Origin of the sequence: Gloeothece verrucosa PCC 7822 (assembly GCF_000147335.1) — a bacterium.
Classification (GTDB): domain Bacteria; phylum Cyanobacteriota; class Cyanobacteriia; order Cyanobacteriales; family Microcystaceae; genus Gloeothece; species Gloeothece verrucosa.
In genome coordinates this window covers 1,444,411-1,461,054 of the sequence record NC_014501.1, presented here as the reverse complement: position 1 = coordinate 1,461,054, position 16,644 = coordinate 1,444,411, and the positions used below count along the sequence as shown (strand labels likewise).

Annotated in this window: 14 protein-coding genes; 8 read left to right on the top strand and 6 right to left on the bottom strand. The window is 38.7% G+C overall.

Annotation, left to right across the window (positions count from 1 at the left end):
• Positions 1-221: 221 nt before the first annotated feature.
• From CYAN7822_RS06555 to CYAN7822_RS06515, 8 genes are all read left to right on the top strand, one after another.
• Positions 222-980, top strand: a complete 759-nt coding sequence (locus CYAN7822_RS06555) for a lysophospholipid acyltransferase family protein (RefSeq protein ID WP_013321451.1) — start codon at positions 222-224, stop codon at positions 978-980.
• A gap of 48 nt (positions 981-1,028) precedes the next feature.
• Positions 1,029-1,889, top strand: coding sequence for an alpha/beta fold hydrolase (locus tag CYAN7822_RS06550; RefSeq protein ID WP_013321450.1), 861 nt, complete (start codon positions 1,029-1,031; stop codon positions 1,887-1,889).
• A gap of 117 nt (positions 1,890-2,006) precedes the next feature.
• Positions 2,007-3,380, top strand: a complete 1,374-nt coding sequence (clcA, locus tag CYAN7822_RS06545; RefSeq protein WP_013321449.1) for a H(+)/Cl(-) exchange transporter ClcA — start codon at positions 2,007-2,009, stop codon at positions 3,378-3,380.
• Between the two features lie 299 nt (positions 3,381-3,679).
• Complete coding sequence (locus CYAN7822_RS06540; RefSeq protein WP_013321448.1) at positions 3,680-3,961, top strand: hypothetical protein; 282 nt, start codon at positions 3,680-3,682, stop codon at positions 3,959-3,961.
• Positions 3,962-4,506: 545 nt separating this feature from the next.
• Positions 4,507-5,100 (top strand): helix-turn-helix domain-containing protein, encoded by a 594-nt coding sequence (locus tag CYAN7822_RS06530; protein WP_013321447.1) that lies wholly within the window; start codon positions 4,507-4,509, stop codon positions 5,098-5,100.
• Positions 5,101-5,112: 12 nt separating this feature from the next.
• On the top strand, positions 5,113-7,833 hold the full coding sequence (locus CYAN7822_RS06525) for a peptidase domain-containing ABC transporter (protein WP_013321446.1): 2,721 nt from the start codon (positions 5,113-5,115) through the stop codon (positions 7,831-7,833).
• 35 nt (positions 7,834-7,868) lie between these two features.
• Positions 7,869-9,386, top strand: a complete 1,518-nt coding sequence (locus tag CYAN7822_RS06520; RefSeq protein WP_013321445.1) for a beta-barrel domain-containing protein — start codon at positions 7,869-7,871, stop codon at positions 9,384-9,386.
• A gap of 95 nt (positions 9,387-9,481) precedes the next feature.
• Positions 9,482-10,225: a peptidylprolyl isomerase gene (locus CYAN7822_RS06515; RefSeq protein ID WP_013321444.1), complete on the top strand. Its 744-nt coding sequence runs from the start codon at positions 9,482-9,484 to the stop codon at positions 10,223-10,225.
• On the opposite strand, the gene CYAN7822_RS06510 is transcribed toward CYAN7822_RS06515, so the two are convergent.
• The 6 genes from CYAN7822_RS06510 to CYAN7822_RS06480 all read right to left on the bottom strand — a co-directional run bounded on the left by CYAN7822_RS06510 (position 10,222) and on the right by CYAN7822_RS06480 (position 16,615).
• Complete coding sequence (locus CYAN7822_RS06510; protein WP_049802506.1) at positions 10,222-11,274, bottom strand: T3SS effector HopA1 family protein; 1,053 nt, start codon at positions 11,272-11,274, stop codon at positions 10,222-10,224. The genes CYAN7822_RS06515 and CYAN7822_RS06510 overlap by 4 nt on opposite strands.
• Positions 11,275-11,286: 12 nt before the next feature.
• The gene (locus CYAN7822_RS06505; RefSeq protein WP_013321442.1) at positions 11,287-12,444 is read right to left on the bottom strand and encodes a phosphotransferase family protein; all 1,158 of its coding nucleotides are present in this window, start codon (positions 12,442-12,444) and stop codon (positions 11,287-11,289) included.
• Positions 12,445-12,537: 93 nt separating this feature from the next.
• On the bottom strand, positions 12,538-12,723 hold the full coding sequence (locus tag CYAN7822_RS06500; protein WP_013321441.1) for a hypothetical protein: 186 nt from the start codon (positions 12,721-12,723) through the stop codon (positions 12,538-12,540).
• Between the two features lie 399 nt (positions 12,724-13,122).
• On the bottom strand, positions 13,123-14,205 hold the full coding sequence (locus tag CYAN7822_RS06490; protein WP_013321440.1) for a T3SS effector HopA1 family protein: 1,083 nt from the start codon (positions 14,203-14,205) through the stop codon (positions 13,123-13,125).
• A gap of 12 nt (positions 14,206-14,217) precedes the next feature.
• Positions 14,218-15,363 carry a phosphotransferase gene (locus CYAN7822_RS06485; RefSeq protein WP_013321439.1) on the bottom strand — a complete coding sequence of 382 codons (1,146 nt, stop codon included), beginning with the start codon at positions 15,361-15,363 and terminating at the stop codon, positions 14,218-14,220.
• 157 nt (positions 15,364-15,520) lie between these two features.
• Positions 15,521-16,615: a class III poly(R)-hydroxyalkanoic acid synthase subunit PhaC gene (locus CYAN7822_RS06480; RefSeq protein ID WP_013321438.1), complete on the bottom strand. Its 1,095-nt coding sequence runs from the start codon at positions 16,613-16,615 to the stop codon at positions 15,521-15,523.
• Positions 16,616-16,644 lie beyond the last annotated feature (29 nt).

Genomic DNA, 16,644 nt, shown 5'->3' with positions numbered 1-16,644 from the left:
GGATGGATTATTAAATATATATCGGGGCTACAAATATCTATTCTATGTCGCTTTACTTCTCTTTTACCTTGTTACTTTATACAGATTCAATAAAAACAATCTTAAAGCCAATTATGATCCCCAAAATAATTCTCACAATGCCCCAAATACAAGCTTCAATCACTCTTGCTTAACTCAATAATAACGTAAAGTAATGTTAAGCTAAGAAGAGTAAACGTTAAATGTTGCACTTTGAGAGTCGCACCAATGGAGCAATTATGTTGCCTACCGCACCACTTCCAACTGCTCAGGGTCTTTTAGGAGCAACAGGACTAAAGATGTTTATTCACCATGAAAATCGTATACCCACTGAAGCGGGGGCTGTACTTGTGGTGAGTAATCATCGTAGTTTTATGGATGCTCCGGTTTTGATCCAGGCATTAAGACAGCCTGTTCGGATCGCCTGTCATCATTATATGAGCAAAACGCCAATTTTACGAGAATTTATTCAGTTGTTGGGCTGCATTCCTTTAGAATCTTCAGGTAGCCGCCAACAGGGTTTTTTTGAGCAGGCGAAAAGCTTGTTACAGTCTCATCAATGGGTGGGAATTTTTCCCGAGGGAGCAAGCCCCATGCTTAATCTGACTCATCCGCAGGAGATTCAGGAGTTTCAGCGAGGTTTTGCTCATTTAGCCTTAAAAACCGCGATACCGGATTTGTGGGTTTTACCCGTAGCCATTGGTTCTATTGAAGAGAGTTTGATGCCGGGGTTTCCGGTGCGTTTATTAAGTTTGTTTGATCCTTCTGAGCCTTTATTTGAGCGTAGTGGCAGTCACCCGGTGGTGGTATATCAGCGAATTAATGTCTTAATTGGTCGTCCCTATCGGATTTCTGCACTAGATCGTCAACGGTATCATGGAAAAGGTGCCAAGGAGGTTGTTAATCAATTAAGCGACTATTGTCGTCAAGAAATTACTGATTTGCTTCGCTTGAGTTTTTAAGCGATTGTGATTGATTGTAAGTAGAAAAACTAGAAAAGCGTTTGAACTATGCCGCGTTTAAGTTTTGTCATCCCCACCACACCCAAGCCAGATTGTCCCTTATTTGTCTTTTTACCAGGGATGGACGGAACAGGATTATTATATCAACGACAGGCAGAAGCTTTATCTCAATGGTTTGATGTACGCTGTTTGTGTATTCCGGCTGATGATCAAAGCAGTTGGGACAGTCTAGCCTATCAAGTGATCACGTTAATCGAAAAAGAATTACGCATAAGACAAAAATACAGCAAAAGGGGCAACGCGACCCACTCACCAACCCATCAAGAGGTTTTTCCTGATGTTTCGCCTTCGGTTTATTTATGTGGAGAGTCTTTTGGGGGATGTCTAGCCATTCAAGTCGCTCAAAAAGCCCCTTGGCTGTTTAGCGGCATGATTTTAGTCAATAGTGCCTCTTGTTTTAATCAACAACCTCTGTTAGGTTGGGGTATCCCCTTAACCCGATGGATGCCAGATTTTTTACATCAGACTTCTATGATTGGCTTATTGCCTTTTTTGGCCTCCTTGGGCAGAATCGACGCTAGTGATCGCAAGGCACTGATTGCAGCGATGAAAGCTGTTTCCCGAAATACGGCTGTTTGGCGGTTATCTTTATTAAGAGATTTTTCGGTGAATCCCCAAAATTTAAAAAATTTAACTCAACCTGTCTTGATTATTGCTGGTGCGGCTGATCGTCTGCTTCCTTCTGTAGAAGAGGCAAAAAAATTAAAAAGCCATCTTCCCAATGCTCAAATGTTAGTGCTGCCTTATAGTGGTCATGCTTGTTTACTCGAAACAGATGTGAAACTCGATCTGATTCTTAAAAAGCATTATTTACCCATGAAGTCTGGAGTGGGTACAGTGAACAGTTGACAGTTGAGAGTAAAATATAAGATTAAATTCGGTTAAGAAAGCGAGAGTGGCAGCGAATTTTTCGGGATCTTCTCACAATTTAACCGGATTTAATTTAACTTGATCACTCAGTTGCTCATGAATCCCAATCCCGATCCGCATTCGCCTGAAACGTCAAACCTCTCTGAACCCGTCCTGATTACTCAGCGCTTTATAGAGGCCACACAAAAGCTTAATCTGATTTTGTTGTATGCTCTTTTAGTGGGGATCGTTACCGGATTTATTGGCACTTATTTCCGCCTAGCAGTTGAACAAATTCTCCACAGCCGCTCACACTTAGCCACCGTGCTGGAAAACAATCCTATCCTCAATTATGGGGTATCTATAATTTTATCAGGCATCATGGGATATATCGCTTTTTGGTTGATGCGGCAATTTGCTCCTGATACCGGAGGCAGTGGCATTCCTCAAATTGAAGGCTTTCTCGATGGCGTGTTTCCCATCCGTTGGCAAAGGGTTCTACCGGTTAAAATTCTGGGAGGATTGTTAACTCTAGGTAGTGGGATGATTTTAGGGCGCGAAGGACCCACCATTCAAATTGGGGGTAGTGCCGGCAAGATGGTTGGGAGTTATTTTCGGGTTTCCGTTGAAGAGATGAGAATCCTGGTAGCCGCCGGAGCCGGTGCCGGTTTAACAACGGCTTTTAATGCTCCTTTAGCGGGGATTGTTTTTGTTTTGGAAGAAATGCGCCCAGAATTTAAACATCCTATCAGTTCTACTCGCTCTATCGCTTTGGCTTGTGTGAGTGCCACTATTACCACTCGCCTGATCAACGGACAACAAGCCGTGATGAGTATTACTCATTTTGATATTCCTCCCTTAGATTCCCTGTGGATATTTGCAATTTTAGGCCTATTTATTGGCGTAATTGGCTATTTATTTAATTTTTTTCTGGTTCGAACCTTAAACTGGTTTGCCAGCTTAAAAGGCTTGGCTTATCAATTGACAGGGTTATCTGTCGGAGCCATTATTGGACTAGCCAGTGTGATCTATCGCCCCATTACCGGCGGGGGTGACGATACCATCTATTGGGCTTTTGATGTGGAATCGCCCGGCTATGTTTTGATTTTAGTTTTTCTGCTACGTTTTGTCTTGACGATGGTTAGCTATGGTTCAGGCGCTCCCGGCGGGATTTTTGCCCCGATGTTGGCTTTAGCAACCATCTTTAGTTTAGGTGCGGCTAGAGAGTTTCATGGTTGGTTTCCCCAATTGCTGCCTGAACCGGCTGTCTTAGCCATTGCTGGTATGGGCGCTTTAGTAGCCGCAACCGTTCGCGCCCCTTTAACGGCTATTATCTTAACGATAGAAATGACTGATAACTATTTGCTGATTCTGCCTTTATTGATCACCTGTTTAGTCGCCGCCATGACGGCTCACGGATTGGGAGGAGAACCGATTTACAGTGTTTTGTTAAAACGAATGTTGGCTCATACTCATGCCAAATCGGATTAAAGTTTAATTTTATTATTATAAAGTTAAATAAATTCATAAACCACTAGCAAAAGTTAAAAATTTAAGAAATTTGTTACCAATTTGTCACTTAAATTTTTTTTAATTTAAATAACAGACAAAGCGAGGAAAATCTGATAGTATGATGATGAGCAAATAAACTTATAAAGAAAAATGATCAGGTTAGGCTCAGTGTTCCTGTCAAAAGCCAAAACAGAGCCAGAAAACAAAAGGAAGTAGTAAATGCCGCCCTATTTCCTACCCAGTTCAAAAAATTGGGGCAATCTGCGGCTTTAAAAACTATGGCAACGCAATATTTTGAAGAATACCAAAAACAGTTCATCGAATTACAACAAAAATTCTTTGACACCTGGCTCAAAAGTCTTCCCAACGGCAAAGATGCCATTAAATTTCCCTTTCCGGTACCTGATGCTGTAGACAAAAGTATAGAAATCCAAGAAGAATTGGTTAATGATTACTTGGCGGCTCAAGAAACAGCGATCAATCTGGCTTTGGATACACAGAAAAAATTCTGGAACAACTATTTTGAGTTGATGAAAAAAGCAAGCACTGTCAAAGTTTAAGCGACGTTGCCAAGAGCAAGCCTGTGGGCAACTCACCCCCGAAAGCTTATGTTCTTTTCGGGGCCTCTCCCCATCAATGACAAGCTAAATATTGACGATAAAATATACTCCCTCAAATCATATTGGTTCCCCTCGAAAGCGAAGGCGCGGCAACAGTTCGTATTCGCTCCTAAACGGGGGAACCTTCTTGTTGATAAGTACATTTGTGCTAAATGGCAAGCTATATAATTTTAGTTACAACCATAGCAGATAGCTATAAAATAAAAATTAGAAAATTTGCTTAAATCTTCATTTTTTGGAGATGAACAAGTATTTTTGTACGATCCCGAAGACGATTACCAGTTTTCAGGAGCTAAAAGCCAACTAGATCATTTATACGATCTAGCTGGTTGAAGGTAGTCCAAAAGACTGACCAAGAAACATTTTTAGATTAAGTAGGATTAAACCCCATCCTCGCAGCTATACCCAAGAAAAGCTGTAAACCTTCCCTAACCTGACCCAAGCAATTCTAACTAATCTCTGGTGAAATAATTAAAAACAAAGTTATGGAATATCGAGGAAAAATAAGTAAGAATCAACGCCCTAGCCAAGGTCAATATTTAACCTCATTTCAGCGTAAATTTTTACAAAAAAGTCTTGAAGATCAGTTGCCAGATACCTATCGCCAGCGAATTTTAATCATGTTGCTGGCTGATGAAGGCAAATCTCAAAGCCAAATTTGTCAGCACTTAAACTGTTGCCCCGCTACGGCCAGACATTGGACCTTGATGGCGCAAACGGGTAGGGCACACCAATGGCAAGAACATCCCCTAGGTCGTCCCAAAATTGTCAATGAGCAATATTTACAACGGTTGAAAGAACTGGCTACAAACAGTCCACAAGACTACGGTTATGCCTTTCGGCGGTGGACCGGATATTGGCTCAGTCAACATTTACAAAAAGAGTTCGGCATAGAAGTTCATCAGCGTCATATTAATCGACTGCTCAAACAGATGGGATTATCCACTCGGGGAAAACTTCAACCTCAACAACAGGAGTTTGAAACATCCAAAACCGCTCAAATTTCCATTGACGACTTGCCAGTCAATCATCTGTCGGATAGTTCTTCTCTGTGGTCTTTTAACCTAGTCAAATCCTAGCTCTGTAACATTATGGGACAAAATTTACTCAAGAATCTTTCAGAGCAAGACCTCAATCATGTCCTAGGTTATACCCTATCGGAAGCTCAATGCCAACGATGTCTCAAGTTAGCTCAATACCTTACCCCCAAAGTGGGAAAATTCTGGCAAGGAAGCGAGGCTAAAGCCGGTATCTATATTGTGATGGCGGGTAAAGTGCGGCTGTTAGATAAAAACGATGAACTCATTGCTACCTTAGAACCCGGTCAAGCTTTTGGGGAATTTACCCTTTTCGATGAAGCTAATTTTACTGCCTATGATGCCAGGGCTTCATTAAATCTACAACTTGCCTTTCTTAACAGAGAAGTAGTCTATCCCTTGCTCCAAGAGTATCCTGCCATCAGAGAGCATTTATGGCAGCAGGCTCACTCACGGAATGCTTTACTGGTTAAATCAATAGAAAATCCTGATTTGAGTTCCGTTGAGCCAGAAAAATCCTCTAGCTGGTCCCTTCCCCCAGAAGACCTCAAGTCCCAAAAAAAGATCAGCAAAGCTTTCTTTCCTTCTCCTACTTCTCGCATTGGACATTGGTTACAGCGCGTCACCCGCCGCTATCCCTTTTTCGCTCAACAAAGCGGCTCTGACTGTGGGGCGGCAAGTCTGGTCATGGTGTCTCGCTATTGGGGCAAACGCTTTAGTGTCAACCGAGTGCGGGACATAGCCAATGTAGACCGCAATGGCGCTTCTTTGCGAGGACTCGCCGCCGCCGCCGAAAGTGTGGGGTTTTCCACTCGCCCGGTAAAAGCCAGTTTAGATCAATTGGCAAAACAAACCTTACCGGCTATCGCCCATTGGGAAGGCAAACACTATATTGTGGTCTATGAAGTTACCCGAAAACAGGTAATCATCTGCGATCCGGCTATAGGTCAACTGACTCTAACCCATCGAGACTTTAAAGCGAAGTGGACCGGCTATGCGCTTTTGCTCAGTCCCACAGTCCTCTTTAAAGACGCTCAAGAAACTACTACCCCCTTCTGGCAATTTTTTGAATTAGTCAAACCTTATAGCTTGGTGATGCTAGAAGTGTTTATCGCTTCGGTGTTGATCCAGATTTTCGGACTCATTACCCCTATCTTCACTCAAATTATTTTAGACCGAGTGGTGGTACAACGCTCTGAACTGACGCTGTTTGCCGTTGGGTTAGGATTGCTAATTTTTGGCATTTTTAGAGTGATGATAACGGGGTTACGGCAATATTTACTCGACCATACCTCTAATAAAGTTGATGTAGCCCTGATTGTCGGATTTATTCGTCATACGTTGCGGCTTCCCCTCAGTTTTTTCGAGTCTCGCTATGTGGGGGATATCATCTCTCGAGTTCAGGAAAACCGCAAAATTCAGAGTTTCTTGTCAGGAGAAGCTTTAGCTATCCTGCTAGATTTACTGACGGTATTTATCTATGTTGGTTTGATGTTTTGGTACAGTTGGAAAATGGCTCTCTTAGTGTTAGTCATTGTACCGCCGTTTTTACTGCTGGCCATCATTGCTACTCCTTTTTTAAGGCGAATTTCTCGGGAAATTTTTAACGCTTTTGCCACTGAAAGCAGTTATCTGATTGAAGTTCTATCCGGCATTCGTACCGTCAAATCAACGGCAGTAGAACAGACGGTTCGTTGGCATTGGGAAGAATTACTCCATCAAGAAATAAAAAAGGGGTTTTCGGGACAAATTATCAGTAACCGCCTGCAAATTTTTAGTAATTTAATTGAAGCCTTGATGACAACGGCTATGCTTTGGTTTGGGGCTTGGTTAGTGATCAAAAATCAATTAACCATTGGGCAATTAGTAGCTTTTAATATGTTACTTTCCCAGGTGATTAGCCCTTTTCAAAGACTTTCTGTTCTCTGGAATCAAATCCAAGAAGTTTTCATCGCTGTTGAGCGAATTAACGATGTTTTAGAGGCTGAACCTGAAGAAGATTTACACCATCAACTTCGTCAAAATTTACCCCCTATTAAAGGTAATATACGCTTTGATAAAGTCACTTTCCGTTATCATCCCGAAAGCGATATTAATGTGTTAGAAAATCTCAGCTTTGAAATCAAATCAGGACAGATGGTTGCTTTAGTGGGGCGCAGTGGTTCAGGCAAAACCACTATTTCTAAATTAGTGTTAGGGTTATATCCCCCTACCGATGGCAAAGTCTTGATTGATGACCATGATATTACTACTCTTTCTTTACGTTCTTTGCGGCATCAAATAGGGGTAGTAGATCAAGATACTTTTCTGTTTGGCGGTACCATTCGGGAGAATATTAGTTTAGGACATCCTAGTGCAACTCTAGAAGAAATTATCGAAGCCGCGCGATTAGCCGGAGCCGATGAATTTATCAAAAAGCTGCCTATGGGATACGAAACACAAATCGGTGAAGGTGGGGGAATGTTATCAGGAGGACAACGGCAAAGAGTCGCTATTGCTAGAGCTTTATTAGGGAATCCTAAACTGTTAGTTTTAGACGAAGCGACCTCTCATCTAGATGTCGAATCAGAGCGAATTATTCAGAACAATTTAAACAAGATTCTACGGAATAGAACGACTTTAGTAATTGCTCACCGTCTCTCTACGGTACGCAATGCTGATTTAATTTTAGTCTTGGATAAAGGGATCTTAATTGAGCAAGGGACTCATGATGAATTAATGGCAAAACGAGGTCATTATTATTATCTCAATCATCAACAATTAGATGTGAGCTAAAAATTCCTTAATTTTATTGACAAAATTCAAAAAATATGCCTAATGATTTAAATGGTAATGTAAAAGTTGCGGTTCAAATTGATGAAGAAACAATCAATAAATCTGAGCCAATTATTGAATCCGTTCATGATTGGTCTTATGCCACCAAAGAATTGTTAGATACACTTCCTAAAGCATGGACAAGAGGACTGCTCTATTTTTTATTAATTTTTGTTTCCCTTGTTTTACCTTGGGCAATATTTTCTAAAATTGATGAAACCGGAACCGCTAGAGGCAGAATTGAACCCGAGGAAGAAACCGTTAAACTAGATGCGGCGGTAGCTGGTACGGTGTCAGAAATTCGGGTTAAAGAAGGAGATACAGTCAAAGCGGGACAAGTTTTATTAATGTTAGAATCTGACTTAGTGAAAAGTGATTTAAAACAAGCTCAAGATAAATTAGAAGGGCAATTAAATCGATTGAATCAATTAAAATTACTGAAATCTCAATTAATATTTGCGCTTTCCACTCAGCAACAACAAAACAAAGCCGGAGAACTGGAAAAACAAGCTCAAATAGATCAAGCACAGCAAAATTTAGACAATCTGAAAACGACTTATAACTTACTCGAATCTGAGAAAATCGCACAACTGAATCAAGCAGAAGCTACCCTAAAAAATAATCAAAGGGCTTATAAATTAGCTCAGATTCGGGTCGCCAATAGCCAACGAGAGATTAAACGATATAAAGAAGCCTGGGAAGAAGGAATTGCTTCAGAGATTCAAGTGGTAGAAAAAGAAGACATCGCCCAAGAAAAGCAAGGAAACTATGAACAAAGTCAATCAGACGTGGAACAAGCTAAACTTCGTCTAGCTGAACAACAAAGTATTTTTCATAAATCTATTAAACAAGCAAAATCGGATATTGAGCAAGCAGAATTAAGGCTAAAAGAACAACAAAGAAGCTTACAAACATTGATTCATTCTAACGAATTAGCGAGGTTAAAAATAGAGGAGCAACTGAAAAATATTGATACAGATACGGCTTCTCTAAAAGCGGAAATCGCCCTAAGTAAAAGCCAGATACAATCCTTACAATTTCAATTATCTCAACGAACTTTAAAAGCGCCTGTTAGCGGCGTAATCTTCCAATTACCGATTCAACAAGCCGGAGCAGTGGTACAACCGGGAACCCGAGTGGCTGAAATTGCTTCTCAAAAAACCCCGTTAATTTTGCGGGCACAAATGCCAACCACTGAAAGCGGTTCTTTAAAGAAAGGTTTACCAGTAAAAATAAAATTTGATGCTTATCCTTATCAAGATTATGAATTAGTAGAAGGTAAGTTATTAGAAATTTCTCCCACCACTTCCCAGATAGATACTGCTAAGGGCAAAGTCGAAGTTTATAAATTAGAAATTGTCCTCGCTCAGACTTGTGTTAAAACGGCTAATCAGTGTGTTGCTTTGCGTCCTGGAGATACCGCAACCGCAGAAGTGATTGTGCGGCAACGAAGGATTATTGATTTTGTTTTAGATCCGTTTAAGAAGTTGCAAAAAGGAGGTTTAAAATTGTAGGAAAAAAATGCTTCTTTAGCCCCTCTGGCGGGTTTGTAGAAGATATAAACGAAAAATGATTGATTTATACAAGCGTTTTATTGAGGATTACAACTATGTCGATCACAATTACCCCTAGCGATATTTTTAAAGCTGTTCAAATATCTTGTCAAATTCCTGAATTCATTGAACAAATTGTTACTCGTAAAATTATTGAAGAAGCGGCTAAAAAAGCTGGCATAAAAATAGAAACCGAAGAACTTCAAAAAGCGGCTGATGAGTTCCGTTTAGGGAATCAACTGCAAAATGCAGAGGACACTTGGAAATGGTTAGAGAAATATAGCCTTTCTCTTGATAGTTTTGAGGAGTTGGTTTATATTAATTTGATCAGTAATAAGTTAGTTAATCATTTGTTTGGTGATAAAATAGATGCTTATTTTTTCCAAAATCAGCTAGATTATGGAGGAGTAGTTATGTATGAAGTGGTACTAGAAGATAAGGACTTAGCTCTGGAATTATTTTATGGAATTCAAGAGGGGGAAATGAGTTTTTATGAGGTAGCACATCAATATATTGCTGAGCAAGAATTAAGGCGAAAATGTGGGTATTTAGGAATGGTTAACCGCAAGAATTTAAAACCCGAAATTTCAGCAGTCGTTTTTGCCGCAAATCCGCCTCAAGTCCTGAAACCGATTATTACCTCTAAGGGGGTTCATTTGATTTTAGTGGAGGAGATTGTTAAACCCGAGTTAAATCAAAATTTAGCTCGAAAAATTGCGGCTGATTTATTTACTGACTGGTTGAAGGAGCAAATAGCACAGGTTGAAGTCATTAAACAGTTAGAGGTTCAAATCAATTAGTCTATCTCTAAAGGAGTATAGATATCTTCAGAACCTGGGTTTAGATAGGGATGTTCTAAGTCAATTCCTATTTCTTCAAAGTGTTTGATGATGTATTTCATGCGTGCTTGGGGCGATTCATTATTTTTTTGATGCGCCTCTAACAAAGCATTTGTTATGATTTGACAGCGATTCATGCTACAATCTTCCATGAAATAAAATGGTTTTTCAGGATCTTCTGCTAAACCCAATCCTGGAGCAAGCTTCTTAGTAAATGCAGGAATAGAAATTTTAAAGTAAGATTGATTGTTTCGATAAATATTTTCGCTGACTTGAGCAACTTGAGCATATTCTTCCTTATAAAACCGCAGAAATGCTGAGTAATGTCCTCCATAATCAACCGGATTATATCTCACTAAAAAATTAAAGAAAACTCCAAGCTCATTTAGCCCAGTCGTAAGCTTTTTCATAATAGTAAATGCTCCTTCAGGACTAAAATTATAATAGAGCAATATAGCCTGTTTACCGGGTGGAGAAATAGCATTACCAACAGCTACATAATAGCCTAGTCTGAGTTGATGAGATGGCATAGCAATGGCAACAGTATCCCCCACATCCGCCAATTGTTGTTCTGAGGGGAGATGACGCTTAGGTTCAATATTGAGAATTACTCCTAAATTTTGCACAGCAAGGCTGCCATCAGAGTCTTTTCTAATCACTTGGAAGTTAGGAAAAAAACTTCCTTGACCTTGATTATTATGATGAAGTGTTGTGCAAAATTCCCAATCGACTTCTTCATGAGTGTTTTCTAGTCCAATTGGGTCATCTAAAATCTTAGTTGATTTTTGAGGTTTTAAATGATTTCCCTCATGGGAAATGTCATAAAGTAATTTTTTTAAGTGTGAATTAAGATACTTTTCCTGAATCGATTTAGGAAGCTTTTGTAGTTGTTTGACCAATTCAGCCGAAACCTCTGGAAGTTGGTAAATCTTATGGTTGACTAAAAAATCAGCCGATTGGATTTTAATATGAGTAGCAATGTCATGAATTAATTCTAATCCTTCCATCATTTTGAGCAATTTTTATTGAAAATTAAAAGAAGATAAAAATTCTGCTTGGGTTAAACCAAAAACCGATTTAAACGATTTTTCTGGGGAACAAAGTAAGTTTTTAGCAACCTGAAGAATACACATACTTTGATTATTAAATCCCCGAAAGGCTCTAATTATCTCTACAATATGGTAAATCAAAGCCAAACCAGCAAACTCAACAACTCGCTTGAGAAATTCAGGGTAATCATTTAAAATTTCCGGCCAAGTGTTCAGGTAAGCTTTAGTGAGTCCAACGATTGAAGGTTGTATTTTATCTAACGGAGTTATAGCGAGTTGGAGGGATGTCTCTAATTTGATATCAGGATGAACAATTAAGCTCGTTAACCATAAAAGTAAATATTTAGAAATTATTGTTCCTAAATCAAAAGCCGGATCTCCCCAACTACATTTTTCCCAATTAATCAATTTAATTAAATTTTGTTTTTTTTCCTCTGATTGAGAAAAATAATTTTTCTTATTTTCGGTAATTAATATATTATAAAAATCTAAATTATTATGGGTTAAACAGTAATATTTTACCTGAGCAATCACTTCTTTTACTGTTCGGTTTAAGCTCTCAGACATTTGAAAAAAATGAATTAATTTATATGAGTCTGGAGGCATGGTAAAGAATCTTTCTGGTTCTAATTTATCTTGGAGATGAATCGGGTAAGGAAACTGATAAACCAGCTTTCCATTGTTCATTTCATTCATGACTCTATAGCAAGCCTCAGATGATAAACTCTGCCGATGCAGTAAAGCTAAAGCATGACCGACTGACTCAGCCATAAAGATAGATAAATTGTTTGGGTTTTGGCAACACCCTTTGAGGTTAATATAATTTTTAGGATATTGATAAACAAAGATTGAGTTATCTAAATCAAAATGAATATTTTCATAAGATAAATCCAAAGTAGAGGATAAAACTTGATAAAATCTCAACTCATCAGCAAGAGGGAAATTTATGGGATTGTCATCATCATCATAATAATAACGTTCTTGTTTAACAACAAGATTAATACCTTGTCGCAAACTAACCAACAATGTATTATGGCTTGCGATTGTAATAGATACTAAATCTTCAGGATGACACAGACCAAGATTTATCAAATAAAATAAAACATTATTAGAACTTAATTTTATGCTCATAATTGTTTATATTTTTACTCATTAAAGTACGGGAGTTAAGTTTAGATGAATAACTAAATCTCCCGTTTTTTAAGTGACAATTAAAAATTTAACTTATGCGTTTCCGCATTTACCAATAATTGTCCAAGCTGTATTACTACAGCATCTTCCAATCACAGTCCCTACGCCACCAACAACTTTATTAACTTCATCATCTTTTAGCTCATTGAGAAAGCCCTCAGAATCTTCAAATAATTCAGCACCAGCAGGCTTAATGTCATTAATCTTAATATCAGCCATATTTCCTCCAATCAGTTATTTAGGAAGTTTTTTAAGTTTTCTTCTTATAAGAATAAAAAGATTTCCTCCTCAAAACAACCCCTAAACTCGACTTAAACCGACATAAAGCCTACATTTTTTTTAAATAATTCCCTAACCGACAACATCCCTAATAATGCTCTCCTACCGAAAAATAAGCTTTTCAGGGTTACTCAAGCCGCAAAATTAAGAAAAAAATAAAACAGTTATGTCCAATTTTTTAGTCGGACACACAAGAAAAAATAAAGCCGGCAAAAACAGGCTTTATCGTATTAATATTATTATTGGGTCTCGAACATATCTAAATTTAATTGACTCGGCTAGTTTTTTCAAAAAAATTAAAAGACCTAAAATATTCTCTTTTAACCCTTCACCCATACCTTATAAATAAACATCCTCAGAACCGCCATTTAAATAAGGACGCTCTAAATCAATCCCTAAACCAGCAAATTGCTCTAGAATTGCCTTCATTCGTCCCTCGGGAGAATTATCGCTTTGATACCACGCCGCTAATAACCCATTAGCAATAATCTGACAGCGATGAGTGCCAAAACTCTCTTGCTCACTAAACCGATGGGCCGGTTCTTCAGCTAACCCTAAACCCTTAGCTAACTCTAAGGTAAATAGCGGAATTTCCGGTTTAAAATAAGTTTGCGTTTCCTGATAAATAGCCGCTAAAATTTCTCTAACCGTCTGATAATCCTGCTTATCAAAATACAACACCCCAGAATCATGTCTTTGATAATCTTTAGGGTTATACAACACCTTAAAACTAAAAGGAATTTTTCTCTCATTTAACTGCTCAGTCACACAGGCCATCACCGCCGCCGCACCATCAGGACTAAAATTAAAATAAACTCGCACTGTCGCATCGGGTAACTGAGTCTCCTCTGCACGACTAAACCCCTCATTTCCCACCGCCATATAAAAGCCGCTTTGCACCCGATTTTTAGGCAGTTTTATCTTAACTCTATCCCCCACAACCGCCATTTTTTGCTCAGGTTGAAGATGTTTATCTCGTTGAATATGAAGCCTCAACCCTCCCTTAGTAACCGCCAAAGAACCATCAGTTTCTTCCCGTAAAACCTGCCAACCAGCATCAAAATATCCCGAACCTTTATTACTTTGATCTAACTGTTCATAAAAAGCTACATCCATTCCTAAAACCGTATTATTTTCTAAATCTTGGGGCAAATTTTGAGCGTCTGTATCCAGAGCTAATGATGCTTTCAGAGAACCATTATAATAGATACCATAGAGAAATCCCCGCAGTTGTAAACCCAGATATTTTTGCTGCATGGGTTCGGGCAGTTTTTGGAAACGTTCCCTCGCTTCTTCATCAATTTCTAAGGGTTTATAAAGGGGATGGCAAATGGAAAAATCTGATTTAATCTCAATCTGGTAAACAATATCCGCTAAAGCATCCCTTAAATTGGCATTAATTATTTTTTCTATTACTAGCATAATCTTTAACCTTTAAACAGCCGTCGAATAAATTTCTGAAGTTCCAAAAATTGTCCCCATAGACTGACTCGGAGAGCCTAATAACTTTTTCGCCACCTGTAACATAGCAATGCCGCTATTACCAAAAGTTTTTTGATATTGAATCATCGCTTGTATTTGCCCAATCAACGCTAATCCTGTAAATTGAATCACTCGTTCTAAAAAATCTGGACGAACTTGTAAAATATTAGGAAAAGTGGTCAAATAAGCTTTAATTAATGCCGCTATAGAAGGCTGAAGTTTTTCTAAAGGAATAATTGCCAGACGTAAAGATTCCTCAATACTGAGAGATTTATTCATCACTAAACTCCCTAACCAGAGTTGTAAATAACTAGCAATCATCATCCCTAAATCATGAGCCGGATCGCCCCAATTAGCCCTTTCCCAATCAATAAATCGGACAATTTTATCAGAAGAAGATTCCCAATTATTATGGAGCAAAATATTATTTAACTTCAGGTCATTGTGAATAAGACAAGAGGGAGTAAAGGCTTGCCCCAATTCGGCGATAGACTTTCCTAAACTATCATATTTTTGATACAGAGCAAAAAATTTTAAGCCATCTGCCGGGACAACACTAAAAATTTCTGGGGGAATTCTTTCTAATCCCTCAATTAAATCAGTGACTCGATAATTGAAGGAATTAACGCTATTTTTCGCCCAAAAATCTTGATAAACTTTATGGTCAAAAGTCTCCCGATGAAGAAGCCCTAAAAATCTCCCTATTGCCGAAGGGATGTGCGGCGGAAAAATCTTTTCCTTCAGATAAAAATCACTCCCATCTCGATAATTATCTAAATATTTAAATACTAAAATCGAATGATTTAAGTCAAACGTTAAAATTTCTGGGAGAAAAGCCCGCAGACTTTCTAATTGAGAAAAATGATTGACCAAATTTTGAATCTGCCATTCTCCTAAAAATTCCCCTATGGCTTTGCCATCTTGTTGATGACGTTCTTGCTTAACCAACAGTTTAGATCCATCAGGAAGGGTAACCAATAAATTAAAATTCTTGGCTTCAATTAGCTCAACTTGAGCCAAATTTCGTTCTGCTATATTAAATAATTTTTGCTCAGAAAGATAGTCAAAAACATTAGATGAGTTGAGTAAAAATACCATAAGTCCTAATTTACTATCAAATTAGATCTACTCTAATCATTTCTCAAAAAGGATCAGTATTCAAGAGAACTCACTCTTTTTCTAAGACTCAACTCTATGCTTTATGTCCTAAAAAAAGGTGAGCAATTGCCCACCTTGAAAAGGGTTTTAAAACTCATTAAGACCTAGCTTTAAGCCAATCTACAATGGTTGGCGGTAAATCCTTTTGAACTTTCCCACTCACATACATTCCGATATGTCCCACCGGGAAAGACTTAAGCGTATAATCACTGCTGTTGACATATTTTTCTAAAGCCTTAGAAGACACGGGATCAACTAAATGATCCTGTTCAGCATAAAGGTTTAAAATCGGCATGGTTAAGTTTTGTAAATTTACTCGTTGATCGCCGATCACCACCTCATTTTTAATCAGCTTATTGCCTTGATAAAAGTCTTTCATAAACTGGCGATAAGCTTCCCCCGCTTGATCCGGACTATCAAAGATCCACTTTTCCATCCGCATAAAATTAGTGAGCTTATCCTCATTTTCCATAATATCGGGAAAATCGAGATACTTTTGATAGCCCAACTGTAACGGTTTCAGCATCAAAAACTCTAAATTCAGGTAATCCCCGGGCACATTTCCCATCGCCTCGATCATCAGATCCACATCAAGCGCCTCGTTGCCGATGGTACATCCTCCCCGCATATTTAACAGCGTACCCGGCATCCGAAAATCAATGGGAGCAACCATCACAATTAGATTTTTCACCTTTTCAGGGTGAAGGGCACTATAACAAACGCTAAAAGTTCCCCCTTGACAGATGCCTAACAGATTAACTTTATCGATATTGTGCGTTTTGCGGATATAATCCACACAATTATCAATGTAGCCGTTGATATAATCATCTAATGTCAGCCAGCGATCGGCACGGGTAGGATATCCCCAGTCAATCAAATAAACATCTAAGCCCAATTTGAGCAAATTAGCGACTAAAGAGCGTCCTTCCTGCAAATCCACCATAAAAGGACGGTTTACCAAAGCATAAACCATCAATAACGGGATATGTAACGGTTGCGCCACTTGAGGGGTAAACCGATAGAGGATGACTTTATCCTCTTTATAAACGGCTTCTTTAGCTGATACGCCGCTTTGAATATCTTCTTCCCGCAAGCGGCTTAAATTATCCAGCCCTTTGAGCATCTTTTTGGTGATTTCAGTATATTCGTGGACGGCATCTTCTAAACGAATCTGATCTAAAAACGGTAACATAGCTGTTGATTTCCTCGTTTATTATTAAT